The 25,285-nt window shown below is 63.2% G+C and carries 18 protein-coding genes; 12 read left to right on the forward strand and 6 right to left on the reverse strand.

The window, feature by feature from the left end; all coding sequences use genetic code 11:
- The first annotated feature begins 53 nt into the window (after positions 1-53).
- From Q6D67_RS17935 to Q6D67_RS17945, 3 genes are read left to right on the forward strand one after another with little or no spacing between them, the layout of a single operon-like run.
- Positions 54-1,100, forward strand: a complete 1,047-nt coding sequence (locus Q6D67_RS17935; RefSeq protein WP_304707045.1) for an iron ABC transporter permease — start codon at positions 54-56, stop codon at positions 1,098-1,100.
- Positions 1,097-1,876 (forward strand): heme ABC transporter ATP-binding protein, encoded by a 780-nt coding sequence (locus Q6D67_RS17940; RefSeq protein WP_304707046.1) that lies wholly within the window; start codon positions 1,097-1,099, stop codon positions 1,874-1,876. Before Q6D67_RS17935 ends, Q6D67_RS17940 begins: the two co-directional genes overlap by 4 nt.
- The gene (locus Q6D67_RS17945) at positions 1,873-2,760 is read left to right on the forward strand and encodes a cobalamin-binding protein (protein WP_304707047.1); all 888 of its coding nucleotides are present in this window, start codon (positions 1,873-1,875) and stop codon (positions 2,758-2,760) included. The genes Q6D67_RS17940 and Q6D67_RS17945 overlap by 4 nt, the downstream gene beginning before the upstream one ends.
- Here Q6D67_RS17945 and Q6D67_RS17950 read toward each other — a convergent pair.
- Positions 2,757-3,524: a YIP1 family protein gene (locus Q6D67_RS17950; RefSeq protein ID WP_304707048.1), complete on the reverse strand. Its 768-nt coding sequence runs from the start codon at positions 3,522-3,524 to the stop codon at positions 2,757-2,759. The genes Q6D67_RS17945 and Q6D67_RS17950 overlap by 4 nt on opposite strands.
- A 72-nt stretch (positions 3,525-3,596) precedes the next feature.
- Here Q6D67_RS17950 and Q6D67_RS17955 point away from each other — a divergent pair, with 72 nt between their 5' ends.
- The 4 genes from Q6D67_RS17955 (at position 3,597) to Q6D67_RS17970 (ending at position 10,496) form a co-directional block, all read left to right on the forward strand.
- Entirely contained in the window at positions 3,597-4,862 is a 1,266-nt protein-coding gene (locus Q6D67_RS17955; RefSeq protein WP_304707049.1) for a hypothetical protein, read from the forward strand.
- Between the two features lie 66 nt (positions 4,863-4,928).
- Positions 4,929-6,053 (forward strand): glutaredoxin domain-containing protein, encoded by a 1,125-nt coding sequence (locus tag Q6D67_RS17960; protein WP_304707050.1) that lies wholly within the window; start codon positions 4,929-4,931, stop codon positions 6,051-6,053.
- A gap of 124 nt (positions 6,054-6,177) precedes the next feature.
- A complete protein-coding gene (locus Q6D67_RS17965) occupies positions 6,178-8,022 on the forward strand; it encodes a transglycosylase SLT domain-containing protein (protein ID WP_304707051.1) in 1,845 nt (614 codons plus the stop codon).
- A gap of 146 nt (positions 8,023-8,168) precedes the next feature.
- On the forward strand, positions 8,169-10,496 hold the full coding sequence (locus Q6D67_RS17970; protein ID WP_304707052.1) for a TonB-dependent receptor: 2,328 nt from the start codon (positions 8,169-8,171) through the stop codon (positions 10,494-10,496).
- Between the two features lie 124 nt (positions 10,497-10,620).
- On the opposite strand, the gene Q6D67_RS17975 is transcribed toward Q6D67_RS17970, so the two are convergent.
- Positions 10,621-11,403: a PhzF family phenazine biosynthesis protein gene (locus Q6D67_RS17975; protein ID WP_304707053.1), complete on the reverse strand. Its 783-nt coding sequence runs from the start codon at positions 11,401-11,403 to the stop codon at positions 10,621-10,623.
- Positions 11,400-12,617: a serine/threonine transporter SstT gene (gene sstT / locus Q6D67_RS17980; protein ID WP_304707054.1), complete on the reverse strand. Its 1,218-nt coding sequence runs from the start codon at positions 12,615-12,617 to the stop codon at positions 11,400-11,402. The genes Q6D67_RS17975 and sstT overlap by 4 nt, the downstream gene beginning before the upstream one ends.
- 129 nt (positions 12,618-12,746) lie before the next feature.
- Here sstT and Q6D67_RS17985 point away from each other — a divergent pair, with 129 nt between their 5' ends.
- Together Q6D67_RS17985 and Q6D67_RS17990 are read left to right on the forward strand one after the other, a co-directional pair.
- A complete protein-coding gene (locus Q6D67_RS17985; protein ID WP_304707055.1) occupies positions 12,747-13,211 on the forward strand; it encodes a DMT family transporter in 465 nt (154 codons plus the stop codon).
- The gene (locus Q6D67_RS17990; RefSeq protein WP_304707083.1) at positions 13,211-13,666 is read left to right on the forward strand and encodes a DMT family transporter; all 456 of its coding nucleotides are present in this window, start codon (positions 13,211-13,213) and stop codon (positions 13,664-13,666) included. Before Q6D67_RS17985 ends, Q6D67_RS17990 begins: the two co-directional genes overlap by 1 nt.
- Before the next feature lie 19 nt (positions 13,667-13,685).
- On the opposite strand, the gene Q6D67_RS17995 is transcribed toward Q6D67_RS17990, so the two are convergent.
- From Q6D67_RS17995 to Q6D67_RS18005, 3 genes are read right to left on the reverse strand one after another with little or no spacing between them, the layout of a single operon-like run.
- Positions 13,686-15,932 (reverse strand): xanthine dehydrogenase family protein molybdopterin-binding subunit, encoded by a 2,247-nt coding sequence (locus Q6D67_RS17995; RefSeq protein WP_304707056.1) that lies wholly within the window; start codon positions 15,930-15,932, stop codon positions 13,686-13,688.
- Positions 15,929-16,417, reverse strand: a complete 489-nt coding sequence (locus Q6D67_RS18000; RefSeq protein ID WP_304707057.1) for a (2Fe-2S)-binding protein — start codon at positions 16,415-16,417, stop codon at positions 15,929-15,931. The genes Q6D67_RS17995 and Q6D67_RS18000 overlap by 4 nt, the downstream gene beginning before the upstream one ends.
- A 58-nt stretch (positions 16,418-16,475) precedes the next feature.
- On the reverse strand, positions 16,476-19,154 hold the full coding sequence (locus Q6D67_RS18005) for an HAD-IC family P-type ATPase (RefSeq protein ID WP_304707058.1): 2,679 nt from the start codon (positions 19,152-19,154) through the stop codon (positions 16,476-16,478).
- A gap of 277 nt (positions 19,155-19,431) precedes the next feature.
- On the opposite strand from Q6D67_RS18005, the gene Q6D67_RS18010 reads away from it, so the two are divergent.
- The 3 genes from Q6D67_RS18010 (at position 19,432) to Q6D67_RS18020 (ending at position 25,284) form a co-directional block, all read left to right on the forward strand.
- The gene (locus Q6D67_RS18010; protein WP_304707059.1) at positions 19,432-20,709 is read left to right on the forward strand and encodes an O-acetylhomoserine aminocarboxypropyltransferase/cysteine synthase family protein; all 1,278 of its coding nucleotides are present in this window, start codon (positions 19,432-19,434) and stop codon (positions 20,707-20,709) included.
- A 145-nt stretch (positions 20,710-20,854) separates the two neighbouring features.
- On the forward strand, positions 20,855-22,576 hold the full coding sequence (locus Q6D67_RS18015) for an aminotransferase class III-fold pyridoxal phosphate-dependent enzyme (protein WP_304707060.1): 1,722 nt from the start codon (positions 20,855-20,857) through the stop codon (positions 22,574-22,576).
- Positions 22,573-25,284: a glycosyltransferase gene (locus Q6D67_RS18020; RefSeq protein ID WP_304707061.1), complete on the forward strand. Its 2,712-nt coding sequence runs from the start codon at positions 22,573-22,575 to the stop codon at positions 25,282-25,284. Before Q6D67_RS18015 ends, Q6D67_RS18020 begins: the two co-directional genes overlap by 4 nt.
- The last annotated feature ends 1 nt before the right edge of the window (position 25,285 follow it).

Consider the following 25,285-nt stretch of genomic DNA (forward strand, 5'->3'; position numbering starts at 1 on the left):
AACTCCTCGTCATGGGGTGGATATGAAGCAGTATAAACTATGTTTCGATATTTATGTGTTTAAATACTAGCATCTCCCAGCGCCGGCACCGCGCCCGCAAACTGCTGGTGGTGCTGGCGTTCCTGTTGCCCCTGGCAATGCTGACGGGGCTGGCCAACGGCGCGATCAGCCTGGCACCGGCGCAGGCACTACAGGCCCTGCTGGCAGGTGCGGAGGGCGGCCAGGCGGCAATAATCGTGCAGCAGATTCGCCTGCCTCGGGTGCTGCTGGCCGCGGTCATGGGCGCGACTCTGGCGATGAGCGGGGCGGCGATGCAGGGTCTGTTTCGCAACCCGCTGGCGGATCCATCGCTGATCGGTGTCACCGCCGGGGCGTCACTCGGTGCCTCGCTGCTGATCGTGCTGGGAGGCGGACTGCTGCAGGGCTTTGTCGGCCTGACCCTGGTGTCCGTCGGCGCGTTCATCGGCGGCGTACTCGCGGTGCTGCTGGTGTATCGCCTGGCCAATTCAGAGAACGGCACCTCGGTGGCGACGATGTTGCTGGCCGGGATTGCTATCACCGCACTGGCTGGAGCCGTTGGCAGCCTGCTGGAGTTCTTTACCGACAACGAGCGCCTGCGTCAGATCAGCCTGTGGAAAATGGGCGGCCTGGACGGTGCCAGCCTGCCGCGACTGGCACTGGCGAGCCTGGTCAGCGGCGCTGTGCTGCTGGCCCTGCCCCGCTACGCACCGGCGCTGAACACTCTGCTGCTGGGGGAATCGGAAGCGCGCCACCTGGGCATTGATGTGAACCGCACCAAGCTGGCCCTGATCGGCTGGGTTGCGGTCGGCGTCGGCACCTCGGTGGCTCTGGTCGGCACCATCGCCTTTGTCGGCCTGGTGGTACCTCACGTGGTGCGCCTGTGGATAGGCCCCGACCACCGCTACTTGCTACCCGCTTCAGCCCTTGCCGGCGCCACCCTGCTGGTAGTCGCTGACACCCTGTCGCGGGTGGTGCTGGCACCCACGGAACTGCCGGTGGGCATTATCACCGCGCTGATCGGCGTGCCCTTCTTCATTTCCCTGCTGCGCCAACGACACCAGTACGGGATGCAGACATGAGCGTGCTGGCGCTGGACAGCGTCAGTGCCGCACCCTGGGGCGAAACGGTACTGACTGACATCCGCCTGCAATTGTCCGCGGGCGAGGTAGTGGTCCTGATCGGACCCAACGGCGCCGGCAAATCCAGCCTGCTGCGCCTGCTCGCCGGGGATTTCCCCGCCAGCACCGGCACCCTCGAATTCGGGGGCCGGCCTCTGGCCGCCTGGCAGCGGGGTGAACTGGCGCAGCATCTCGCGTTCCTGCCTCAACTGTCGCTGCTGAACTTTCCCTACACGGTGGAAGAAGTGGTGCTGCTGGGGCGCACCCCACACGCAACCGGCGCCCGGGCCGACCGGGAGATCGCGCGCGCTGCCCTGATAGCGACCGACACCCTGGGGCTGCGGGATCGCCTCTACACCCAACTCTCCGGTGGCGAGCGCCAGCGCGTGCAACTGGCGCGGGTGTTCGCCCAGATCTGGGACAGCGGCGACATGGCCGGGAAACTGCTGCTGCTGGACGAACCGACTGCGGCCCTGGACCTGTCCCACCAGCAGCAACTGGCGTCCGCGATTGCCGCGATTGCGAGCCGGGGTTGCGCGGTGCTGCTGGTGGTACACGATGTGAACCTGGCGGCCACCGTGGGCCGCCGGCTGGTGGTGCTGGACCGGGGCCGGCAGGTCGCCACCGGGTCACCCGCGGAAGTGCTCACCCCCGCCCTGTTCCGCGATTTGTTCCACGCCGAAGTACTGGTGCAACAACACCCCAACGGGCGTCAGCCTCTGGTCATAGGCCTGTGACGCCGCGCCCGCTCATCCGGCTCTGCCTGCTGCTAGCACTTTCCAGCGCTGCCCGGGCCGAGCCTGTCAGCGTGGTGGACTTCAGCGGCCGAACGGTTACCCTGCCGGCGCCGGCCCAGCGCATTGTCGCGCTCGCACCGCACATCGTCGAGAACCTGTACAGCGCTGGTGCCGGGGACCGGCTGGTCGGGGTAGTCAGCTACAGCAACTTTCCGCAAGCGGCCCGCAGTTTACCGCAGGTCGGCTCATTCAACGCCTTCAGCCTGGAGCAGATTGTCGCCGCCCGGCCGGATCTGATCCTGATGTGGGGCTCGGGCAACGGCGCCGGAGCCCTGGAAAAGCTGGAGCGGCTGGGTATTCCGATATATGTGAGCGAGCTGCGTGAGCTGGCCGACATTCCCGCCAGCATCCGTTTGCTGGGCGAGCTGGCCGGCACCGAAGCCAGCAGCGAGGCCGAGGCGGTGCGGCTGGAACAGGGATTTGTCGAGCTGGCGCAGCGCTATCGCAACGCCGAACGGGTTTCGGTGTTTTACCAGATCTGGCACCAACCGCTGCAGACGATCAACGGCGAGCACCTCATCAGCCAGATCATCGCCCTGTGCGGCGGTGACAACGTCTTTGCCGATGTCGCCACCCTGGCGCCGCGGATCAACCTGGAATCAGTGCTGGTACGCAACCCCGACGTGATAGTCGCCGGCGGCATGGGTAGCGCGCATCCCGAGTGGCTGGATGACTGGCACCGCTACCCTGGCCTGCGGGCACTGGACGGAGGCCTGCTGGTGGTCGACCCGGACCTGATCCAGCGGCCCACGGCGCGGGTACTGGAGGGGGCCCGGGATCTCTGCTCCCAGCTACAGCGCGTGCGCGAGCGCGAGCGCGATTAGTCGCCCTGGTTGGCGGGCGCTTTGTTCGCGCCCTCCTCCAGACCCTTGAAGAACTCACCCATCTTGCGACCCGCCTCCTCCGGGGACATGTCCTCGACACCCTGGAACTGGCTGCCCATGCGCTCCATGCGGTCCTCCATCTCCCGCGCGGCGCGCTCGCTGGCTATGTTCGACAGGATCAACAGCGCAGCCAGAATGCCAAAGACGATCTGGGCGGTCTTGCGCTCGCGGCCATGCACCGACACGCTCGCCTCGATCATCAAAAAGGCACCCCAGGCTATCATCACGATGCTGCCGATATAGGGCACAATCGCCAGCAGCGCGGAAATGGGATAGATGGCCGCGGCGGAGGCCTGACAGCGAAACGCGGTTTCATAGCTCTCGGTTGAACCCATCAGCTTCCAGATCACATAGAGGATGGCGGCACCGATAAACGCGCCCAGCACGGCAAAGATCGGCATCACGATGATCGCGCCCAGACCCGCCGCCAGCATCCCGGCGGCCGAACCAAAAAATGAAAGGACCGCGGTGATGAGCCCCATCACTGCGCCCATGACCGCCACAAAGATCACCGGGTTGCCGTAGCCGCCGGTCTTGGGCATGGTCTGGAAGTAGCCCACAGGATTGGTGATCACTGCCTTCGCCTGGGCAATGACCTGATTGATATCGAAAGTCGTTTGCTCGCTCATGGTTCCCATCCCCTGCTGTTTGTTGTAGTGCGCGGCACTGAGGCCACTCTCCAGATAGTACGAGCTAGCGGGCATGATTGCCACCGGTATAGGTTTGCCCCCAAGGCACTGGTATCCTTGGCATCAACCCCATCATTCAGGTTAACCATGGCCACCCGTCTGTATAGCCCATTGCTGCTTGCGCTGTTGCTGGTGGTGACCGCTGCCTCCGCGCGCGCCGCTGACTACGAACTGCTCTACCACGCCGCGGTCAGCCCCGACAGCGAGGTCGCCAGGGTGGAAATCCGCCTGCGCGGTGAACGCCTGCCCCGGAAACTGATGCTGCATCTGAACCCGGACCGGCACCTGGCCCTGCACAGCGACGCCGGCCTGACTCTGGCGGGCGACACCGCCACCTGGGAACCGCAGGGCCCGGACGCCAGCCTGCACTACGAGTTCGTGATCAGCGAGAAAAAATCCAGCGGCCGCTACGACTCCCTGCTGACCGATGACTGGGCGATCCTGCGCAGTGACAAGCTCATCCCTCCGATCACCGCCACCGTGGCCAAGGGGCTCACTGCCAGCGCCGAGCTCCAGTTCGAGCTGCCGGAGAACTGGTCCTCTGCCGCGCCCTACGCCAACACCAGCAAAAGCAGCAATCACTACCAGATTGTCGACCCCGGGCGGCGCCTGCCGCGACCGAAAGGCTGGCTTATTCTCGGCAATATCAGCAGCCGGCAGGATAGTATCGACGGGGTGGATGTGCGGGTTGCCGCACCGGCAGGCCAGGGCGAGCGCCTGCAGGACACTCTGGCGTTCCTGGCCTGGACAATTCCTGACGTCAAGGCCGTGTTCCCCGGTTTCCCGGAGCATCTGCTGGTAGTCACTGCCGGCAAGCCCATGTGGCGGGGCGGCCTCTCGGGTACCCGCTCGCTGTTCATGCACAGCGACCGCCCGCTGATCAGCGGCAATCGCACCAGCAGCATGATCCACGAACTGATACACGTGGCGGCCGGTATCAATGGCGGCAAGGACGCGGACTGGATTGTCGAGGGGCTCGCCGAATATTACGCCGCCAACATTCTGTGGCGTTCGGGCGCGGTCAGTGACCTGCGCTACCAGCAGGTCCTGGACTGGAAGGAAACCTGGGGACGCAAGGCCGACACTCTGTTCGTAAAGCGCTCCTCCGGGCCGGTGACCGCCCGGGCGGCGGTGTTCATGCACCGGCTGCACCTCGCCCTGCAGGAAGCCTCCGATGGCGCCGTGGGCCTGGACGAGGTCGCACGCGAACTGGCCCGGGACAGGGGTCGGGTGTCCCTCTTCCAATTGAAGCAGATCGTGCAGAAACTGGCAGGTGACAGCGTTGATGTGGACGCCATCATCGCCGGCCTGGAGCGAGGGGGGTCACGAGGGGGGTCAGGTCACGCATTCTAGCAAACAGGGTTTGCTACAATGGGTGACCTGACCCCCTATATCGCTATATCGTCGGTGCCGCGGTGTATGCTTCGAGTGCTCCCTCTACTGCTGGCATGGCTGGTCCTTGTCGGGCCACCGGTCGCGGCATCTGCGAAGTCTGACGCTACCAGCCCCACCCAGGCGCCGGTACTGGAAGTTTTTGTCCGCACCGGCTGCCCTCACTGCGCCAATGCCAAAGCCTACCTGCCGGAGTTTGCCGCGCGACATCCATGGCTCGAAATCCGCTATCGCGCGGTGGACGAGGACCCGCAGGCCCGCGATGATCTCTATCGCCACGCGCGGGCGAGTGGCAGCTGGCCGCCCGGTGTCCCCACCTTCGTTTTCGACGGGCGCGTTCTCGTCGGTTTCGCCGATGCCGAGAGTTCTGCCCCGCAGTTGGCTGCGCTGGTGGCGGGGGATGCACCCGCGCCGACGGTCCAGAGTGAGCTCTTCGGCCCCCTCAGTGTGGCCGGCCTCGGTCTGCCGCTGTTCACCCTCGCGATAGGCCTGCTGGACGGCTTCAACCCCTGTGCGATGTGGGTTCTGCTGTTTCTCCTGTCCATGCTCGTGCGCCTGCAGTCCCGCCGGCGCATGGCTCTGGTGGCCGGCACCTTCGTGCTTGCCAGCGGTGTGGTGTACTACCTGTTCATGGCGGCCTGGCTGAATCTGTTCCTGCTGATTGGTTTGACCGCCTGGCTGCGCTACGGACTGGCCGGGCTCGCTCTGCTGATCGCCAGCGTCAACATCAAGGACGCTGTCAGACCCGGTGTGGGCCCGTCCCTGTCGATTCCGGCGGCTGCCAAGCCCGGCCTGTACCGACGCATGCGCAGCGTGCTCAACAGCGATACCCTGCTGCTCTCTCTCCCCGCCGTCGCCCTGCTGGCCGTGGTCGTCAACTTTATCGAACTCCTCTGCACCGCCGGGTTTCCGGCACTCTACACCGCAATCCTGACTCAGCAGGAGCTACCTTCAGGCGCCTACTATGGGTATATCGGCCTCTACATACTTGGCTACATTGCCGACGACGCCCTCATGGTCACTCTGGCAGTCATTGCCCTCGGCAACCGCAAGCTGTCCGACCGTGGCGGCAGGCAGCTGAAATTGCTGAGCGGGCTGGTGATGCTGGGATTGGGCATGGTGATGCTGCTCCGGCCCGGCTGGCTGTTCTAGGACAGCGTTGGCCAGCAAGCCTAAGCTTGCATTTTCCCGCAGTCGACCCGCGGCATGGCGCTGTTCTCCGCACCCGCTCTTGGGTATTATTATTGCCTGTTCCGTCCGCTCATCGGGAGCTGACATGCCACGCTTCATTAGTCGTTATCGCATCGCCGCGCCCTTGTGCTGGGCACTGACGGCGCTGCTCCCGCTGCCGGTACTGGCTGCGCCCATTGCACTGCCCGTCAGCCTCGACTACGCGGTCGTCAGCGACGCCCTGTCGCGCCAGGTTTTCCAGGGTCCGGAAGGTCGGGCAGAGCTATTCCGCGACAACCTGGACTGCAACCACTTGACCCTGAGCGATCCACAGGTGTCAGGCGCCGCTGACGGTCTGCTGCGGTTGACCACCCGGGTACGCGCCCGCGTGGGCACCCCGGTGGCGGGGCGCTGTCTGATGCCAGTTGCATGGAACGGCAGCATTGAGACGTTCAAGGAGGCCCTGGTGGCGCCGGGCAGTGGCCAGGTCACGTTCCGGGTTACCGACTCGAATATTCTCAGCGGCGACGATGGGCAGCGGAAGATGTCCGGGGTAGCCTGGAACTGGGTCAAGAACCAGGTCCACCCGCGCCTCGGCGCCGTCAGCATCGATTTCGGACCCACCGTTAGCGACTTGCGCGCCCTGCTACGGGATGCGCTGCCAGCCGGGCAAACGGAACCGGGGCTCAACGCCGATTCATTGAATCTGCAATCCGCTTACGCCGGGCCGGACGCTTTGACCGTGACCTTTTCCGTGGAGGCACCCACACCCCCGCCGGATTGGGTCCCCGCGCCAGAGGCGGCGCTGACGCCGGACGAGCTGGCCGCCTGGGACGCGGCCTGGCAATCCTGGGATGCCTTCGCCACCTGGCTGATCAAGGATCTGGCAACGCCCGCAGAACCCGAGCTGCGTGCGACTCTGGCGGAAATCCTGCTGGAGACGAGACACCAACTGCGGGATGCCCTTGCCGCCGAGTCCCGGGCTGAGGATCCTGTGCGCGGCCTGTTTCTCTCCACCTGGGCACGTCTGGCGCCGCTGCTGAAAAGCAACGCCCTGAACCTGCCCGCAGCCCGCAGTCTGGAACTCGCGACCTTCATCGGCGCCGCCGATGCCCTGCAGGCACTGGACGCCGCGGCCCCGCACCTGGGCCTGTCCCTGGATAAAAACACTCTGCGGCGCATGGCGCGCATGCTGGTACCGACAGTCACCGAGGAACAACTGGCCTACGACTCCCGGGTAGATCCGCAGTTGCGGCAACTGCTGGGGCTGGAACCGGAGCTGGAACTGCAACCCCCGGAGGGTACCGGCGAGGCCGGCCCTTTTGCCTGGCTGATAGCGCCCGCCGAGGCGGCGGCTGTGAGCCCGTCGCTGGTGAAACTGCTGACCGGCTGGATTCCAGAGCAGAATGACCTGGATCGCTACCTGCGGGCCATGGAGCAGTTGCTCGACGAAAGCATTGCCGCGGAGCGCAAGCGTGGCAAGGTGGCTGACGACTACTTCGCACTCTACGGGAACCTGGTGCGGGCCACCGCCTGGCAGGAGTCCTGCTGGCGCCAGTATGTTGAGAACAAGGGCGAGATCTCGCCAATCCAGTCCTCTGCCGGTTCGGTAGGCCTGATGCAGATCAACCAGCACGTCTGGCGCAAAATTTATGACCTGGACGCATTGCAAAACAACGTCGGCTACAACGCCCGCGCCGGCAACGAGATCCTCGCTCACTATCTGGTCGACTATGCGCTCAAGCGCAAGGAACACGAGGCGCGGGGCGACATCGAGGACCTGGCCCGAGCCACTTACGCAGTCTACAACGGCGGCCCGAGCCACCTGACCCGTTACCGCCGGGACGATACCAATGCCTACCTGCGTGGCATTGATGCCGCCTTCTGGGACAAGTACCAGGCAATCCGCGAGCAGGGCGCAGACGCGGTCAAACAGTGCTACGGCGGCTAGTTATGTGACCCGGCACTGGGCCTGAAGCGCTGGAGGTGATCCGCGTCAATGCCACTTTTTAACAGAATCCGGTGCCGGCGGAAGTGCTCACCTCAGTGCCAGAGATGTTAGATTGGCGGGACAATAATTGCCCAAGGTTGTACGCCATGATCAAGCTCCGTTTCCGCCCCACCGTTGTTGCCGCAGCTGTCGCAGCGGCCATCGCTGGCAGCACGCTGGCCCAGGCTCAGGTACTCGAAGAAGTTATCGTCACCGCCCAGAAACGCGAGCAGAGCCTGCAGGACGTGCCCATTGCGGTCACGGCGTTCACCAATGAAATGCTGCAGAAAACCGGCGTGCGCGACATGTTCGAGCTGGCCAACAATGATCCGGCCCTGATCGTCAGCAAGACCCAGACCTCCACCACGTCCAACTTCAGTATCCGCGGCGTGTTTACCAGCGGCCAGAACTTCGGCCTGGAATCATCCGTTGGCCTGTACGTGGACGGTGTCTACCGCGCGCGCCAGAGTTCCATGATCAACAACCTCGTGGACCTGGGCTCGGTGGAGGTGCTGCGCGGCCCCCAGGGCACCCTGTTCGGACGCAACACACCCTCCGGTGCAGTGTCGATGAACAGCGTCAAGCCCGATCATGAAGGCACGGGTTATCTGGAAGCCCAGGCCGGTGACCTCGGCCTGCTGGCCCTGCAGGGCGCCAGGTCCTTCTCTGCCATTGACAACGAACTGGCCTTCCGCGTGACCGGTTTTTACCAGGAGCGCGACGGCTATGTGGATGTCATAGGCCTGGGGGAGGACCTGATTGACGACCGCGACCGCTGGGGTGTTCGCCTGCAGGCAATGTATACGCCCAGCGACCTGCTCTCGGTGCTGGTTATCGCCGACCGCTCCGAAGTCGACGAGATTTGCTGCGCCGCCGGCAACTACAAGAACAATCTGGTGGCACAGGGTCTGGCGCCAGGCGCGCCGGTCAAGACCGGATCAGACCAGCGGGTGCTGAACCTCGGTGGTACCGTGATCGACCAGGACGACTTTTTCCGCGGCGCAGTGGCGGCCAGCTTCCTGCCGGTATCACGGAATGAGGACCAGGGCATTTCCGTGCAAGTGGACTGGCGGGCCGAGAATTTCCTGGTCACCAGCATCACCGCTTTCCGCACTTTCGAGTCCTACGACAATGCAGACGTCGACTTCTATGACATCGACGCCCTGATCCGCAGCAACGACGCCGAGCAGGAGCAGTTCTCGCAGGAACTTCGCCTCAGCGACGAGACGGAGAACTTCACCTGGGTTGTCGGAGCCTACTATTTCGAGCAGGATCTGGACGCGGTCGTCGACACCATGGTCGGCGCCGACACCGGCGGCCTGGTAGGTGTGCCCGCGGTAGCCTTTCCCGCCGGCACCGGTTCCCGCAATGTCGCCAGCCAGGATCACAGTACCTGGGCCCTGTTCGGCCAGTTCGATTACAACTTGAGCGACGATCTCGTCCTTACCGCCGGCGGCCGCTGGACCAAGGAGGACAAGGATATGGTGAACGTGTTCACCGAGGACGCCTCCGCAGTCCTCGACTTCGCCTCTCCGGGTTGGGGTTTCTGGCTGTTCCCGCCGCTGGCGCCGCGCGCGGATGTCAACGAGACCATTGATGACGACCAGTTCACCGGCACGGTCAAACTGAGCTGGTTCGCCAGTGATGACCTCATGTTGTACGCGTCCTATGGTACCGGCTACAAGGCGGGCGGCGTCAACACGGACCGCATCGCGGCGATTCTGCCAGTGGCGTTTGACGCCGAGACCTCTGAATCTTTCGAAGTCGGCATGAAGGCGGAATTCCCGGAACAGGCCCTGCGGGTGAATATGGCCCTGCACCGCACGGACACCGAAGACCTGCAGACCATCTCCTTCCAGGGCACGGGGTTCGCCCTGCAAAATGCCGGCGTGGCCAAAACCCAGGGCGGCGAAATTGACATCATCTGGCAGCCGCTGGACGGCCTTGGCCTCACCCTCGCCTACGCCTACAACGACGGTGAGTACGAGGACTTCGCTGCCGGGGACTGCTGGATCAGCACCCCCTGGCACACCAACCTGCCGGACCCCAGGGCCAACGGTGACGGCTCCTGCGACCGCAGCGGCGGCCTGCTGTCCGGCAATCCGGAGAACGTGGTAGTCGCCTCGGGCAGGCAGGAATTCCCGCTGGGTGATGGCCTCACCGGCTATGTCTTTGGCGAATACATCTTTACCGATGAGCGCATGACCGACGTCAACAATGACCCGGCCAAGCTCGCCGACTCCTATGAACTGCTCAACCTGCGGGCCGGGTTGATCCTCGAGCAGTGGGACGCAGAGATCACCGTCTGGGGCCGCAACGTCCTGGACGAGGACTACACCAACACCATCTCCGACGGCGTGGCGCAGGACGGGCGCCTGATCGCCTACTTCAATGAACCGGCAACCTGGGGCGTCACCCTGCGCAAGAATTTCTGAGCGCCCGCGGAGCGGGCTCCCACAGGGTGGCTGTGCGGGAATGTAGGAATGTGGGAGCGCACTCTGTGCGCGATTTCCCTATCGCCCGCGGAGCGGGCTCCTACAGCGAATAGCGCGGGGCTGGCTATAGACCATGAATATCCGCCACCATGAACAGTACCGCGCGGCCCGCCATCAGCACGCGGTCGCCGCGCAGTTCTACCTCCAGATCGCCGCCACGCCTGGAAACCTGGCGTGCGCTCATCCGGTTCTTGCCCAGGCGCTGTGCCCAGTAGGGCGCCAACTTGCAATGCGCGGAACCGGTCACGGGATCTTCCGGCACACCCACCCTGGGTGCAAAAAACCGGCTGACAAAGTCGTGCTTGTCCCCGGGTGCGGTAACGATAACACCACGGTAGTCCAGTCTGGCGAGCAGGGCCTGATCCGGCTCCAATGCCAGCACCTCGGCCTCGCTGGCGAATACCGCCACCAGATCGTCCGCTGCCAGCACCTCTGCCGGTTGCCGCCCCAGGGCCTCGACCAGGCCCGCAGGCAACGTGCAGGGCTGCGCGACAATCGCGGGGAAATCCAGCACGTATAGCTCACCCTCCCGACGCACACTCAACTCGCCGCTGCGGGTGCCGAAGCTGACAGAGTCGGCGCAGTAGCCCAGTTCGGTATAGAGCACATGCGCCGCCGCCAGGGTAGCGTGACCGCAGAGGTCCACCTCGGTTGCTGGGGTAAACCAGCGCAGCTCAAAACCATCCCCTGCGGGCACCAGGTACGCGGTCTCCGACAGGTTGTTCTCTGTCGCTATGGCCTGTAACAACGCGTCGTCGAGCCAGGATTCCAGCGGGCACACCGCGGCCGGATTGCCCTCGAAAACACGGCTGGCAAAAGCGTCCACCTGATACTGCTGCAATTTCATGCGGTGGCCTCCTGTCTTTCTTTTTCTGGCAGGTGCACCTGGTCCACGGCGTAGGTGTAGATTACATCGGTGCTGGAGTTGAGCGCCGTTTCCGCCGAGTCCTGAATGACGCTGATCACAAAGCCTACCGCGACGACCTGCATCGCTACGTCCAGCGGAATGCCGAACAGGGAACACGCCAGCGGCACCAGCAGCAGGCTGCCGGAGGGCACCCCGCTGGCGCCGCAGGCGGCCAGCGCAGCGATGACACAGAGCAGCAGCGCCGTGGCGAAGGACACTTCAATGCCCAGGGTATTGGCGGCTGCCAGGCTGAGCACCGTGATGGTAATGGCGGCGCCGGCCATATTGACGGTGGCACCGATCGGAATCGTCACCGCATAGAGTTCTTCGCTGATGCCGATTTTTTTCGCCAGGTTGAGGTTGACCGGAATATTGGCCGCGGAGCTGCGGGTGAAAAACGCGGTGACGCCGGATTCCTCCAGGCACTTGAAGACGATGGGGTAGGGGTTGCGCTGGGTTAACAGGAACACCAACAGCGGGTTTACCAGCAGCGCCATCACCAGCATGCAGGCAACCAACAGCCCGGCAAGGCTGGCGTAACCCGCCAGCGCCGACAGCCCGGTGGTCGCCACGGTGGCGCAGACCAGTCCGAAAATACCGAGCGGTGCCAGACGGATCACGTAGCCGACAATATCACCGACACCTGTGGCCAAGGTCTGCAGATGCTCCTTGAACGTGGCGTTGGCCTTGCGAAAGCTCAGGCCCAGCAGAATGGCCCAGGTCAGGCAGCCGAGGAAGTTGCCCGTGAGCAGGGCATTTACCGGGTTATCAATGAGTTTGAACAGGACATCGGCCAGCACCGCGGTCACCGCCAGCGGTGGGCTACCCGTGGCGCCCTCGCTCAGCGCAATCGTCTGCGGGAACAGCTGGCTCATCACCACAGCAACTACCGCGGCGCTGACCGTGCCCAGCAGGTACAGGGCCAGGGTCAACAGAGACTTGCGGCCGTCGCTGCCGCTCTCATGTTTGTTGGCGATGGCGGACATCACCAGCAGCATCACCAGCAGCGGCGCCACCGCCTTCAGCATGCCGACAAACAGGTCCCCCAACAGACCCAGCGGCGCCGCCTGCGCCGGTGCCAGCCACCCCAGCAGGGCACCCAGTCCGACGCCAATAAGTATCTGGGGCACCAGGCCCAGTTTCAGTATAGACATGATTTTTCACTCGCTGAGCTGTCGTGTGTACCGGATAACATGCCCGATGATACACTCTCGTATCTCGCGGACACACCACCGTCGATGTTTGCCAAGCTGAGCGCACTGCGGCCAATCAGGTAGCCCATAGTGATCACTTTCAGCACACTCTTCCTGCTAACCTGTTGCCTGGCGGTCGGCGCCTGCGGTGCCTCGCAGGCCGGGATAAACTCGCAGCTGCGCCTGGCCCTGCACTCACCCATTCAGGCCGCGTTCATCTCCTTCCTCACCGGCACGCTGCTGCTGGGAGTGATTGCACTTCTGCTCGGCGCGCCCTGTTTTACACCGGACGCCCTGGCAGCCCTGCCCTGGTGGGCATGGCTGGGAGGCCTGCTGGGCGCTTTCAACGTGGCCATGTCGGTTTATCTGGCACCCAAATTGGGTGCGTTGACGCTGGCCATCAGCATCATCTGCGGCCAGGTGCTGGCGTCCATGGTGCTGGACCACAACGGCTTGCTGGGCTACCCGAGGATTGAACTGTCCGCGTCCCGGCTGCTGGGGGCAGCGCTCATTGTGGCAGGGGTACTTCTTGTCGCCAGGAAGCAGCCCGCTTGATGAGAAGCCCAGGCAAGTATCTTCTGCTGGCGGGCAGCGTTGCGGTCGGCTGCTCCCTCGCCTCCCAGGCCGGCATCAATGCCGAGTTGCGCACGGCCCTGGGATCGCCAGTGCAGGCGGCATTCATTTCATTTCTGCTCGGCACACTTACCCTGGGGTGGATCGTACTCACCCAGGGCCGAGCCTGGTTCAGGCCGGGCGCTATTGCCGCCACCCCCTGGTGGGCGTGGCTGGGCGGCATTTTCGGAGCATTCATTGTCACCATGTCGCTTTTCCTGGCTCCCAGGTTGGGGGCGTTGACGCTGGCGCTTGCCATTATTTCAGGCAAGGTGGTTACGTCCCTGGTGCTGGACCAAAAGGGGTGGCTGGGATATCCAAAAGTTCCCTTGTCGAAGTCCAGAGCTGCCGGCACCCTGCTGATGTTGATCGGGGTGCTACTGGTGGCGGCAAATTGATCCCCGCATTGCCTGCCGCTCAGACATCGAAATGCTTACTCAGCGGAAGCTCCCGAATGCGCTTGCCAGTCGCGGCAAATACCGCATTGGCGATGGCGGGTGCGGTGGGCGGCGTGGGCGGTTCGCCGACCCCGGTCGGTGCGGTCTCGCTGCTGACGATGTGGCTGCGAATGACGGCGGGGACCTGGTCCATGCGCGCGATGGGATAGTCGTGGAAGTTGGACTGCTGCGCTTCGCCGCCGGCAAAGGTAATTTCACCGTTCAGCGCCAGGCTCAGGCCGAAGATCATTCCCCCCTCCATTTGCGCGTGGACCCGATCCGGGTTGATCACACGTCCGGCGTCGATCACGCCATGCAGCTCCAGTACCCGCAAGCGGCCGTCCCTGACGTCCACCTTGCTGGCGACCGCAACATTGCTGAGAAAACTGTTGGCCACCGAGAGTCCCCAGCCCTGCCCTTGCGGTAACTTTTCACCCCAGGGGATCGATGCCACCAGTTCACGGATCACACCCTTGGTGCGCGCGGTGGCAAAAGGATATTCAGTGATCGAGCGTCCATAGTTGCTGTACTCGAAACCCTCGTCCTTGAAGTCCAGCAACCTGTCCTCGCCGATCAGTTCCAGCCAGAACTCGGCAGGATCGCGGCCGGCGGCGTGGGCCAGCTCATCCACAAAACTGCCCACGCCAAACGCGTAGGGAATGTTGTAGACCGAACGCAGCCAGCCGATGCGCACATGGGCGGGAGCCTCGTGGCTTTCCACGCGCAGGTTGGGCACAGCAAAGGGAACACTGGCAAAGCTTTGGGACAGCCAATTGGCGCCATTGATACGCACACTGCGGTCAAAGGTGGACTCAATTGGCGGCGCGGCCTGCCGTCCCAGCCAGGCAGTGACATTGCCGTCTTCATCCAGCGCCCCCTTGAAGTGCTGGGCGCTGCAGGCATGGAAATAATCGTGACGGATATCGTCCTCGCGGCTCCAGACCACCTGTACCGGCTTGCCAACGTGGGCGGCCAGCCTGGCCGCCTCTACCGAAAAGTCGGGCTTGGCTTTGCGCCCGAAGCCGCCGCCCAGCAAAGTCACGTGAACGGTAACGGCGGAGACATCCAGCTCCAGTGTTTTCGCAACAGCCTGTTGCGTGGCCTGAGGCGTCTGGGTGCAGGCCCAGATTTCACAGCGCTCATCGGTTACCCGCGCAGTCGCCACTGGCGGCTCCATGGAGGCGTGGGCAAGGTAGGGAGTCCGGTAAGTCGCCTCAACCACCGAAGCTGCGCTCGCCAATGCGGCATCCACATCGCCGCGCTGGCGCGCCACCTCACCCGCGCCACCTTCGACCCGTGCTACCAGCTCATCCAGATAGGCCTCGGCGTTGTGGCTGCTGTGGTCGCTCTCGCGCCAGCGCACCTTGAGGGCCGCACGCCCCTTGAGCGCACTGTGGTTGTTGGTCGCCAGTACCGCAACGCCTTCGATGGGGTTGAAGCCCGGCGCGCCATCCACGGCCTTCAGCTCGACCACATCCAGCACGCCCTTCACCTCCAACGCCGCCGCGGAGTCATAGGACACAATGCGACCCTGCAACCAGGGCGTCCTTTCGATGCTGGCGTAGAGCATCTCCGGCACGTGCACGTCGATCCCGTAGGTGGCTTTGCCGGTGGTCATATCCCGCAGATCGACGATCGGCACATCCTTGCCGATGTAGCGGAAATTCGCGGTGTCCTTGAGGCGCAGGCTCTCCAGCGCCGGCAGCGGCAGCTCCGCGGCCTTTGCCGCCAGCGCGCCGAAGCCGAGACTCCTGCCGCTGCTGTGGTGAACCGCGTGATTGCGCGCAGTGCATTCTTCCACCGGCACCTGCCAGGTGGCGGCGGCGGCCTGTTCCAGCAGGGTGCGGGCTGCGGCACCCATCTGGCGCATGATGTGGTAGAAGTCGCGTACCGAACGGGAACCGTCGGTGTTCTGGCTGCCGTAGCGTGAATCCGCATGGGCCTGAATGACCTTCACCTGCTGCCAGTCCGCCTCCATTTCATCAGCAACCACCTGCGGCAGGCCGGTGCGAATGCCGGTGCCCATCTCGGAGCGATGGGCGATTATCTCCACAGTGCCGTCAGTGGCCACACTGACAAACACGTTGAGTTGTGAACCCTGGGCCTCATCGAGAATGCCGGCCAGAGCCAGATTGCGGGGTGCAACGGCGCCCAGCACCAGGCCGCTGGCCGTGAGACCGGTCAACTGCAGGAAGCGGCGGCGGGAAACTACGCTGAACGTGCTCATGCCGCGCCCTCCCCGGTTCCGCCTGTCGCGCTGGCGGCAGCATCGGTAAATGTACTCTTGATTGCGCTGCGAATCCGGGGATAGGTGCCGCAGCGACACAGGTTACCCGCCATCGCGCTGCTGATTTCCTCGTCCGATGGATTGGAGTTGCTCGCCAGCAGGGCGCTGGCGCTCATCAACTGGCCGGACTGGCAGTAACCACACTGGGGCACGTTGAATTCACGCCAGGCCTGTTGCAGGGGATGGGAGCCATCCGCGGACAGGCCTTCTATCGTTGTCACCTTGCCGCTCGCCACATCCGCTACCGTGAGCTGGCAGCTGCGCCGCGGTTGACCATCCAGATGCACGGTACAGGCGCCGCAGAGCCCTTTGCCGCAGCCGTACTTGGTGCCCCGAAGACCCAGCAGATCCCGCAGCGCCCACAGCAGTGGCATATCCGGCTCCGCGTCAAGTTCCCTCAGCTTGCCGTTGATTGTCAGCTTCATGCTTGCATCCCCTCAATTTCATACCTGTAACTCTATAGACTCCAGCGTAGACAGCAAGTCAACTGGCACGGCCTGCACTGGCGCGGCCTGCACTGGCGCGGCCAGCGGTGGCGTGGACAGCAGCCCTGCGCCGCCGCAGATACCACTTGTGCGCCTCCTCGACCAACAGCAACACCAGGGCAATCCCCAGCAGCACCAGCCATTGCCCCAGCGTTACCGGGCTCAGAGCGAGCACGTCGCTGATGCCCGGCAGGTACATGGCGGCAATGTGCACGCCCTGGGCAAAGGGCACAGCCAGGATCAGGAAGGGGTTACTCAGCAGGCGCATCCTGAACAATGACTGCGTTTCCGAGCGACTGCTGAGTGCATGGATGTTGCCGAACAGCACCATCAGCATCAGGGTGGCGTTGCGGGCGTCGGCGACGTCGCTACCACCGTGCATCAGCCAGGCAAACGTCGCAAAAGCGAGGACACCCATCGTGGTGCCACTCACCAGCACATGCTGGATAATGTGTTTCTCGAATACCGGCTCCCGCGGGCTGCGCGGTGGCTGTTCCAGTTCATGCCCCTCTGCCGGCTCAAAAGCCAGGGCGACATCCTGCAGGCCATTGGCCACCAGGTTGAGCCACAGCAACTGTACCGCAATCAGCGGCATGGGCAGGCCGGCAAAGACGGTCAGGAAAAACAGCAGCAGGGCCGAAAACCCGGTGGCGGTCAACAGGGCAATAACCTTGCGGATATTGTTGTAGACGATACGCCCCTGCTCGATGCCGGCAACGATGGAGGCAAAATTGTCGTCGGCGATGATCAGGTCCGCAGTTTCCCGGGCAACGTCGGTGCCGCGTTTACCCATGGCCACGCCGGCATTGGCCCGACGCATGGCGGGTGCGTCGTTGACACCATCTCCGGTCACTGCCACGAAATGGCCATTGCGCATCAGGCTGTCGACGATCTGCTCCTTCTGCGTGGGCTCTATCCGCGCAAACACCCTTGCGGGCAGGATCAGCGCATCCAGTTCGGCCTCTCCCTGAGCCGTGGCCTGTTTGATCATGCTGCCGGTCACTACCCCATCGCTGCCGCCCTCCAGTTCCAGTTCCCGCGCGATCGCCCCGGCGGTCGCGGGATGATCGCCGGTCACCATGGCCACTTCGATCCCGCCCCTGCGGCAGCGGCGAATGGCTTCCCGCGCCTCGGGACGCACCGGATCAATCATCGCCACCAGGCCCAGGAAGGTCATTTCCCCCAGCTGATCAAGCGCGTCACGCTCCTCCGCCCGGCGCCGCGCCAGAGCTATCAGGCGGTACCCTTTCCCCGCAAGCTGCTCAATCTGGCCCTCAATCCGGGCCCTGTCCACCGGCACATCCCCGTCGCGGGTGCGCATACGGGTGCAGAGGCCAAGGAGTTTTTCCGGGCTACCCTTGACGTGCAGGACCAGCGGATGCTCGTCGCCTACGTTGAGGCTGCCGCTAAGAGCGCGTTCGGACTCATAGGGAATCAACTCCAGCTGGGCACGCTCGGAGCGAATCTCGCTCAGCGAAAAACCCAACTTCTTAGCCAGGATCAGAAAGGCGACGTCGACAATATCGCCATTGGACACCCACTCGCCGCCGGAATAATCGAGGTGGCTCTCGTTGGCCAACAGGCCGGTAATGCACAGATCTCGCAGCAGCTCTGGATCATCGCCCAACACCGCGCCACCCGGGGCAACGCCCTCCCCGGTAACCTCAAAAGTGGCTCCATCCGGCAGCACGGCCTGGCGCACGGTCAGCTCGTTCACCGTCAGGGTGCCGGTCTTGTCGGAGCAGATGAAGGTGCAGGAGCCGAGGGCCTCGACCGCCACCAGCTTGCGAATGATCACTTTGTTGGCCGCCATGCGGCGCATGCCGATGGCCAGCGCCACGGTCAGCGCCGCCGGCAAGCCCTCGGGAATCGCCGACACCGCCAGGCCAATGGCCATCAGGATAATGCCCTCGGCGCCATAGCCGCCCCGCAACAGCATCAGCGTCACCAGCAACAGGATAGCGATGCCGATCGCCCCGGCCATCTGATAAGTGAACAGCCGGATGCGGATCAGCAGCGGCGGATCGGCGGACTCACGACCCAGGACATGGTCCGCAATATGACCGAGCTCCGTCTCCAGCCCGGTTGCGGTAACCACGCCCTGGGCGCGACCGTGGGTGACGGTACTGCCGGCAAAACACTGGTTGAAACGTTCCGCCAGCGATGCATCGTCGGCCACCTGCGCGTGGGCATTCTTCGTGGTTGCCAGGGATTCTCCGGTCAACATGGACTCGTCCACGCTCAGGCTGTCACTGCTGTCAAGGAGGACATCCGCGGGCACCTTGTCACCGGAAGACAGCAAAACCAGATCCCCCGGCACCAGTTCCTCGACATCAATCCGTCCCGCAACGCCGTCGCGGATAACGTGGGCGACACCGCGCACCATATTGCGCAACGCCGCCGCCGAGCGCTGGGCGGAAAACTCCTGCACGGTGCCGATCACCGCATTCAACAGCAGCACGGCCATGATAAATACCGCATTGGCCATCTGGCTGAGCGCCCAGGAGACGAGGGCCGCCACCAGCAGAATATAGATGAAAGGGCTGCGGAACTGACGCAGAAAAATGACATGCAAGCCGGGCAGCGGGGGCTCCGGCAACTGGTTGCGGCCGCAGGCCTGCAGACGCTCCCGCGCTTCCTCCGAGCTCAGCCCGCGGCCGCCGGCCTGCGGCCGCATCTTTCCTGGCTGCTCTGGCGGCGCACCTTGCCCGCTGTCGTCCGTTGCCAACCCGATGTCCCCCGGAAGCTGGTGGCTAGAAAACCCGTTTGTAGTTTACACGTTCGCACCGTGGGTGGCAGGGCCGCGGCCTGGGCGGCCTCACCCGCGCGGCCCGTCCCACCTACGCGGCCTGGGCGGCCCCGCCCGACCCGACCCTGGCGGCCCCACCTTGCCATCCCCGCGGGGTCTGGTACGCTCCCGCGCTGAACGACTACAACCAGAATGGACCAACACCATGAAACCAGCAACTCTTGCCCTGCACGCCGGCTACGATGGCGATCCGGCGACCAACGCCGCGACGACGCCGATCTACCAGACCACCTCCTATACCTTCAATGACACCCAGCATGGCGCTGACCTGTTCGACCTCAAGGTGCCGGGGAATATCTACAGCCGCATCATGAACCCGACCAATGCGGTGCTGGAAGCGCGGCTGACCGCACTGGAAGGCGGGATCGGCGCCCTGGCCGTAGCCTCGGGCATGGCGGCGATCCGCTATGCCATCGAGGCCATCGCCGAGGTGGGCACCAACATCGTCAGCACCTCGCAATTGTATGGCGGCACTTATAACCTCTTCGCCCATACTTTCCCGCGTCAGGGCATCGAGACCCGCTTCGCCAGGGCGGACGACTTCGAGCGCGTCGCGTCACTGATAGACGAGAACACCCGTGCCCTGTTCTGTGAATCCATTGGCAACCCGGCCGGTAACGTCGTGGATATCGAGCGCTGGGCAGAAATTGCCCATGCCGCCGGTGTACCCCTGATTGTCGACAACACCGTCGCCACCCCGCTGCTGTGCCGGGCGTTTGACCACGGCGCCGATATCGTAGTGCACTCTCTGACCAAATACATAGGTGGTCACGGCACCACCATCGGCGGCGCCATAGTTGACTCCGGCAAGTTTGACTGGGCCGCCCAGCCTGAGCGCTTTGCCATCATGAACACACCGGACCCCTCCTACCACGGCGTGGTCTATACCGAAGCCATGGGTCCCGCTGCCTTTATCGGCCGTTGCCGGGTGGTACCCCTGCGCAACACCGGTGCTGCACTGTCGCCGCACAGCGCCTTCCTGCTGATGCAAGGCCTGGAAACCCTGGACCTGCGCATGGAGCGCCACTGCAGCAACGCGGAAAAAGTTGCGCAGTACCTGCAGCAACACCCGCAGGTGCGCTGGGTAAACTACGCCGGCCTCGAGGACAGCCCCTTCCGGGAGGCCTGCAAGAAGATTTGCGGTGGCAAGGCCTCGGGCATTCTCAGCTTTGGTATTGACGGTGGTCATGCGGCAGGCGGGCGCTTTATCGATGCGCTGCAACTGATATTGCGCCTGGTCAATATCGGCGACGCCAAGTCCCTGGCCTGCCATCCAGCCAGCACCACCCATCGCCAGCTGAACCCCGAGGAACTCGCCGCGGCGGGTGTCAGTGAAGACATGGTGCGCATCTCGGTGGGCATCGAGCACATCGACGACATCATCGCCGATATTGAACAGGCGCTGGCTGCCAGCAAGAACTGATCGCCAGGGCCTGCGCCTTGCGCAGGCCTCTTCCACTGCAACAAAAGCTTCCCGAAACTGTAAGACCACTGCAATCAAAGCAGCGCATTGTGGACCAAACCAACGGTAACTGCGTCATGCGCAGTTGCCATGGCGCGGGAAGCTCATGCCCAACAGTATCGAAACCTATCTCCTGCTTGTACCAGCGGCACTGGTTTTCAGCTACCTGCTCTGGAGCAGGCTGCGTCTGTCGCTGGCCAAACATCCCTCCCTGCGCGGCCACGCCAAATGGTCGCGCCGGATAGCCCGCCTGGTACCCTATTACAGTTTTGGACCGGAGCACTACTTCAGCAGTGATGGCGCGCCACACGATGTTGCTGACCAGCGACGGACGGGATTCGCCAGGCTATTGCGACATCTGCACACCCGCTGCCCCAAAAGCCTCGAGTTCGGTGCAACGCTGGACACCGGTATTTCCGATGTAGACTTCACCAGCGCCTACCGCGTGCCCTTCCCCTACCGGGATGGTCTGGCCAAAGCCCTGCGCCAGGGCTCCATTGTCGACGGCAGCGACGGGGTTCGCCTGCGCGATATCGACGGCAACTGGCGCTACGACCTGTCGGGATCCTACGGCGTAAACGTTTTCGGCTACGATTTCTACAAGGAATGCCTTGCAGAGGCCATGCGTATTGCCGGGCCGCTGGGACCGGTACTCGGCCCCTACCACCCGGTAATCAAGGACAACGTGAAACGGCTGCAGACCATTTCCGGCCTGGATGAAGTATCCTTCCACATGTCCGGCACCGAGGCGGTGATGCAGGCGGTGCGTCTTGCCCGCTATCACACCGGACGTTCACACCTGGTCCGCCTGTGTGGCGCCTACCACGGCTGGTGGGACGGCGTGCAACCGGGTGTGGGCAACCAGCGCAAGACCGGCGACGTCTACACATTGCGCGACCTCAGCGCGCGCACTCTCAGCGTGCTGGAAACCCGCCGGGACATCGCCTGCGTCCTGATCAACCCGCTGCAGGCCCTGCATCCCAACGCGGATGCAGCCGGTGATGCCACCCTGGTTAGCAGCAGCCGCAGCGCACATTTTGACCGCACCAGCTACACCCGCTGGCTGGAGCAAGTGCGCGAGGTGTGCACGCGGCGTGGGATCGTGCTGATCTTCGATGAAGTCTTCACCGGCTTCCGACTTGCCCACCGCGGCGCGCAGGAATACTTCGGCATCCAGGCCGACATGGTGACCTACGGCAAGACCCTGGGTGGTGGCCTGCCCGTGGGTGTACTGTGCGGCAGCCAGCAGCTGATGAAACGTTTCAAGCAAGAGCAGCCGGCGAATATTGCCTTTGCCCGCGGCACCTTCAACTCTCATCCCTATGTCATGGCCGCCATGAACGTTTTCCTGCAGCGTCTGGATGAGTCGTATTACCAGTCCCTTTACCGGGACGCGGATGCACTGTGGAACGAGAGAGCAAAGCAGCTGAATGACCAGCTCGCCGCCGCCCAGCTCCCTGTTCGGTTAGTCAACATGCATAGCATCTGGACTGTGCTCTATACAATCCCCTCCCGTTACAACTGGATGTTTCAGTTCTACCTGCGCGATCAGGGCCTGGAGCTTTCCTGGGTCGGCAGTGGCCGCCTGATCATGAGTCTCAACTATTCAGACGACGACTTTGCGGCGGTCATGCAACGATTTCTTGACGCGGCCCGGCAAATGGCCATGGACGGCTGGTGGTGGCAGACAGAGCAACTCACCCATCACACAATCCAGCGCCAGTTGGCAATGGAAATGCTGCGCGCCAGATTCGGTCTGCAGCCAGCGGCCGGTCGCTCATCCGCAGCGACCGACAGTATCGACGCCATCACCGGGAGAACGCCATGACTGTCACCCATTTTGATCGCGCCCGCCAGGCTGATTTCCGGCCATCACTCGCAAGCGGATTCAACAGCTTTCTGGAGCAGGAGGAGACACGTTTTGCTGAGGAAAATCGGCTCCGCATCGACCTGCACTGCCACGACCTCAACAGCGACCAACCGGATGAGCTCTGGGGACGGATACTGCGATTGCCCGAGACCTGGCTGGAGAGCAAAAAGCTGGTGCAATGCCTGCGCCAGCACGGCAGTGATGTTGTTACCGTAACCAATCACAACAATGCGCGATCCTGCTGGCAGCTACTGGAAAAGGGAGAGGATGTGCTGGTGGGTGCCGAATTCACCTGTCACTTTCCCGATCGTGACCTGTTTGTGCATGTACTGACCTATGGCTTCAGCCCAGCACAGGAAGAAATTCTCAATCGCCACCGACGCGATATCTATCAGTTTCTGCGCTACGCTGCGGAGCATGATCTGCCGGTGATTCTGCCGCACCCACTGTTTTTGTATGCCCACACCGGAAAGGTCGATCCCGCCGTGTTCGAACTGCTGGCGCTCCTGTTCCAGCGGGTCGAGGTCCTGAACGGGCAGCGCGACCTCTGGCAGTCGACGCTGACACTCAACTGGGCCCGTGGCATCACCCCGGAGAAAATGCAGGCGTGGGGCCGCAAGCACCGGCTGAACCCCGACGATTTCGGTGTGGATCCGCAACGCCCAAAGGTGCTGACCGGTGGATCGGATGACCACATGGGAATTTTTGCCGGACAGTGTGGCTCCTTTCTGGAAGTACCTGACCTGCAATACCGCCTGCTCCGGGAGAAGCCGTCTGCGCTGGCGCTGGAAGCCATTCGCAAAGGGCGCATTGCGCCATATGGCCACGTCGGCGAAAACCAGAAACTCAATATCGCGCTGCTGGATTACTTTTCCCAGGTAGCCACACGCATTCAGGATCCCGGCTTGCTGCGGATTCTTCTACACCGCGGTGAAACCCGCGACAAGCTTGCCTGTCTGGCAATCAGCAATACTATGCTGGAACTGCAGAAAAAGAAGCACGCCCGCAAGTTTTTCGAGTTTGTTCACGACGCCCTCCAGGGCAAGAAGCCCAACCGCATGCTGAAGTGGAAGGTCGCCAAAAAATACCGCTTCTGCCTCACCCATCTGCAGCGGATCGCCGCCAGCAAGCAGGGAACGCCTGAACAGTTCGTGGCGACAGTAAACCAGTCTATCGGCGAACTTTTTACCGATCTGAATCGTCTGCTGATAGCGAAAGTTGAGAAGTCCGGGCTGGTGACGTCCGACAACAAGGCCCTGCGTTTTTCCACCGAAGAGCTGACCCGCAATTTCGAGATTCCAGCTCAACTGAGCGCTCTGGTATTCGGTGGCGACAATCCACATCGCCATACCAGCGGGCGCAAGGTCACGGAACTGCTGGACAGCATTTCATTTCCGCTGATGATCTCGGCGGTTCTGGCGGGCGCTACCGTGGCCAGTACGCGTTTGCTCTACCAGAATCGACAGTTTCTCAACAATTTTGCCCAGCACCTTGGCAGCAACAGCCATAATTGTCGGGCCCTGCACCTCACCGATACCCTGTTTGACAGGAATGGCGTGTCCAGCTCCCTGACCGGCAAGCTACGGCAGATTCAGCAGAGAGACCTGCCGATCGACCTGCTGGTCTGCGACCCCGAGCGGGCGCCGGAGCCTCACCTGCTGGTGTTCAAGCCGCTGGCGAGTTACACCCTGCCCGACACCGGTGGCCAGCAGCTAAGAATTCCCGACCTGCTGCAGATTGGCCGTGCGTTCTACGAAGGTGGCTATGATCGCGTCGTCTGCTCTACCGAAGGCCCCATGGTCCTGGTCGCGTTGTTTCTCAAGTACATGTTCAATGTACGCTGCTACTTTTTCATGCACACCGACTGGCTTGAGTACATCAAGGCGACGACTGACGCCACGCCTCACGAGCGCGATCGCATACGGCGCCTGCTGCGACTGCTCTACCAGCAGTTCGACGGCGTTTTTGTGCTGAACACAGAGCACAAACGCTGGCTGACAGGTCATGAGATGGAACTGGAGCCGACACGGGTATTTCTCACTGCGCATCAGGCGCCCGAGGCCGCTACGGACATCCTGCCGGTGGAGAAGCGAAAGTTGTTCCCCGACGCCACCGCAGAAACTCCGGTACTGTTTATTGCCTGCCGTCTCAGCCAGGAAAAGGGCCTGGGGGATCTGCCGCAGATTCTCGCCAGGGCGCGGCAGGCACTGCCGGATCTGCGACTGGTAATAGCGGGCTCCGGCCCGGAGGAAGAAGCACTGCGACAGCAGTTGCCGGACGCCGTGTTTCTGGGCTGGACCGATCAAACTCGACTCGCCCAACTGTACCAGGGTCTGGACCTGTTCGTGTTCCCTTCGCGTTTTGACACTTTCGGCAACGTGCTGCTGGAGGCGTTTGCCCACGGTATGCCCGCGGTGGCCTATGCCACCAAGGGCCCTGCAGACATTATCCAGCCGGGGGTTAGCGGATACCTGGCTGCGGACGAGATCGAGTTTGCCGCCCGTATCGTGGCTCACTTCCAGCAACCGGACCGGCACGCGGCAATGCGTACCGGCGCCAGGGCTCGTGCCGCGGAATACGAAGGTGGTGCAATCATGGATGAGTACCTGCGCAATCTTGACCTGCCGTTGCGCGCGGGCTCCATCAAGCAGCGTTCGGTGGCCTGAG

It is taken from the genome of Haliea sp. E1-2-M8 (assembly GCF_030649675.1).
In the GTDB taxonomy this organism is placed as follows: Bacteria; Pseudomonadota; Gammaproteobacteria; order Pseudomonadales; family Halieaceae; genus Haliea.

Excerpts from the sequence above, each read along its gene's own strand:
- Q6D67_RS17935 (WP_304707045.1), top strand. The coding sequence starts at position 54 with ATGTGTTTAAATACTAGCATCTCCCAGCGCCGGCACCGCGCCCGCAAA.
- Q6D67_RS17940 (WP_304707046.1), top strand. The coding sequence starts at position 1,097 with ATGAGCGTGCTGGCGCTGGACAGCGTCAGTGCCGCACCCTGGGGCGAA.
- Q6D67_RS17950 (WP_304707048.1), bottom strand. The coding sequence starts at position 3,524 with ATGCCCGCTAGCTCGTACTATCTGGAGAGTGGCCTCAGTGCCGCGCAC.
- Q6D67_RS17955 (WP_304707049.1), top strand. The coding sequence starts at position 3,597 with ATGGCCACCCGTCTGTATAGCCCATTGCTGCTTGCGCTGTTGCTGGTG.
- Q6D67_RS17960 (WP_304707050.1), top strand. The coding sequence starts at position 4,929 with ATGCTTCGAGTGCTCCCTCTACTGCTGGCATGGCTGGTCCTTGTCGGG.
- Q6D67_RS17965 (WP_304707051.1), top strand. The coding sequence starts at position 6,178 with ATGCCACGCTTCATTAGTCGTTATCGCATCGCCGCGCCCTTGTGCTGG.
- Q6D67_RS17970 (WP_304707052.1), top strand. The coding sequence starts at position 8,169 with ATGATCAAGCTCCGTTTCCGCCCCACCGTTGTTGCCGCAGCTGTCGCA.
- Q6D67_RS17975 (WP_304707053.1), bottom strand. The coding sequence starts at position 11,403 with ATGAAATTGCAGCAGTATCAGGTGGACGCTTTTGCCAGCCGTGTTTTC.
- sstT (WP_304707054.1), bottom strand. The coding sequence starts at position 12,617 with ATGTCTATACTGAAACTGGGCCTGGTGCCCCAGATACTTATTGGCGTC.
- Q6D67_RS17990 (WP_304707083.1), top strand. The coding sequence starts at position 13,211 with ATGAGAAGCCCAGGCAAGTATCTTCTGCTGGCGGGCAGCGTTGCGGTC.
- Q6D67_RS17995 (WP_304707056.1), bottom strand. The coding sequence starts at position 15,932 with ATGAGCACGTTCAGCGTAGTTTCCCGCCGCCGCTTCCTGCAGTTGACC.
- Q6D67_RS18000 (WP_304707057.1), bottom strand. The coding sequence starts at position 16,417 with ATGAAGCTGACAATCAACGGCAAGCTGAGGGAACTTGACGCGGAGCCG.
- Q6D67_RS18005 (WP_304707058.1), bottom strand. The coding sequence starts at position 19,154 with ATGCGGCCGCAGGCCGGCGGCCGCGGGCTGAGCTCGGAGGAAGCGCGG.
- Q6D67_RS18010 (WP_304707059.1), top strand. The coding sequence starts at position 19,432 with ATGAAACCAGCAACTCTTGCCCTGCACGCCGGCTACGATGGCGATCCG.
- Q6D67_RS18015 (WP_304707060.1), top strand. The coding sequence starts at position 20,855 with ATGCCCAACAGTATCGAAACCTATCTCCTGCTTGTACCAGCGGCACTG.
- Q6D67_RS18020 (WP_304707061.1), top strand. The coding sequence starts at position 22,573 with ATGACTGTCACCCATTTTGATCGCGCCCGCCAGGCTGATTTCCGGCCA.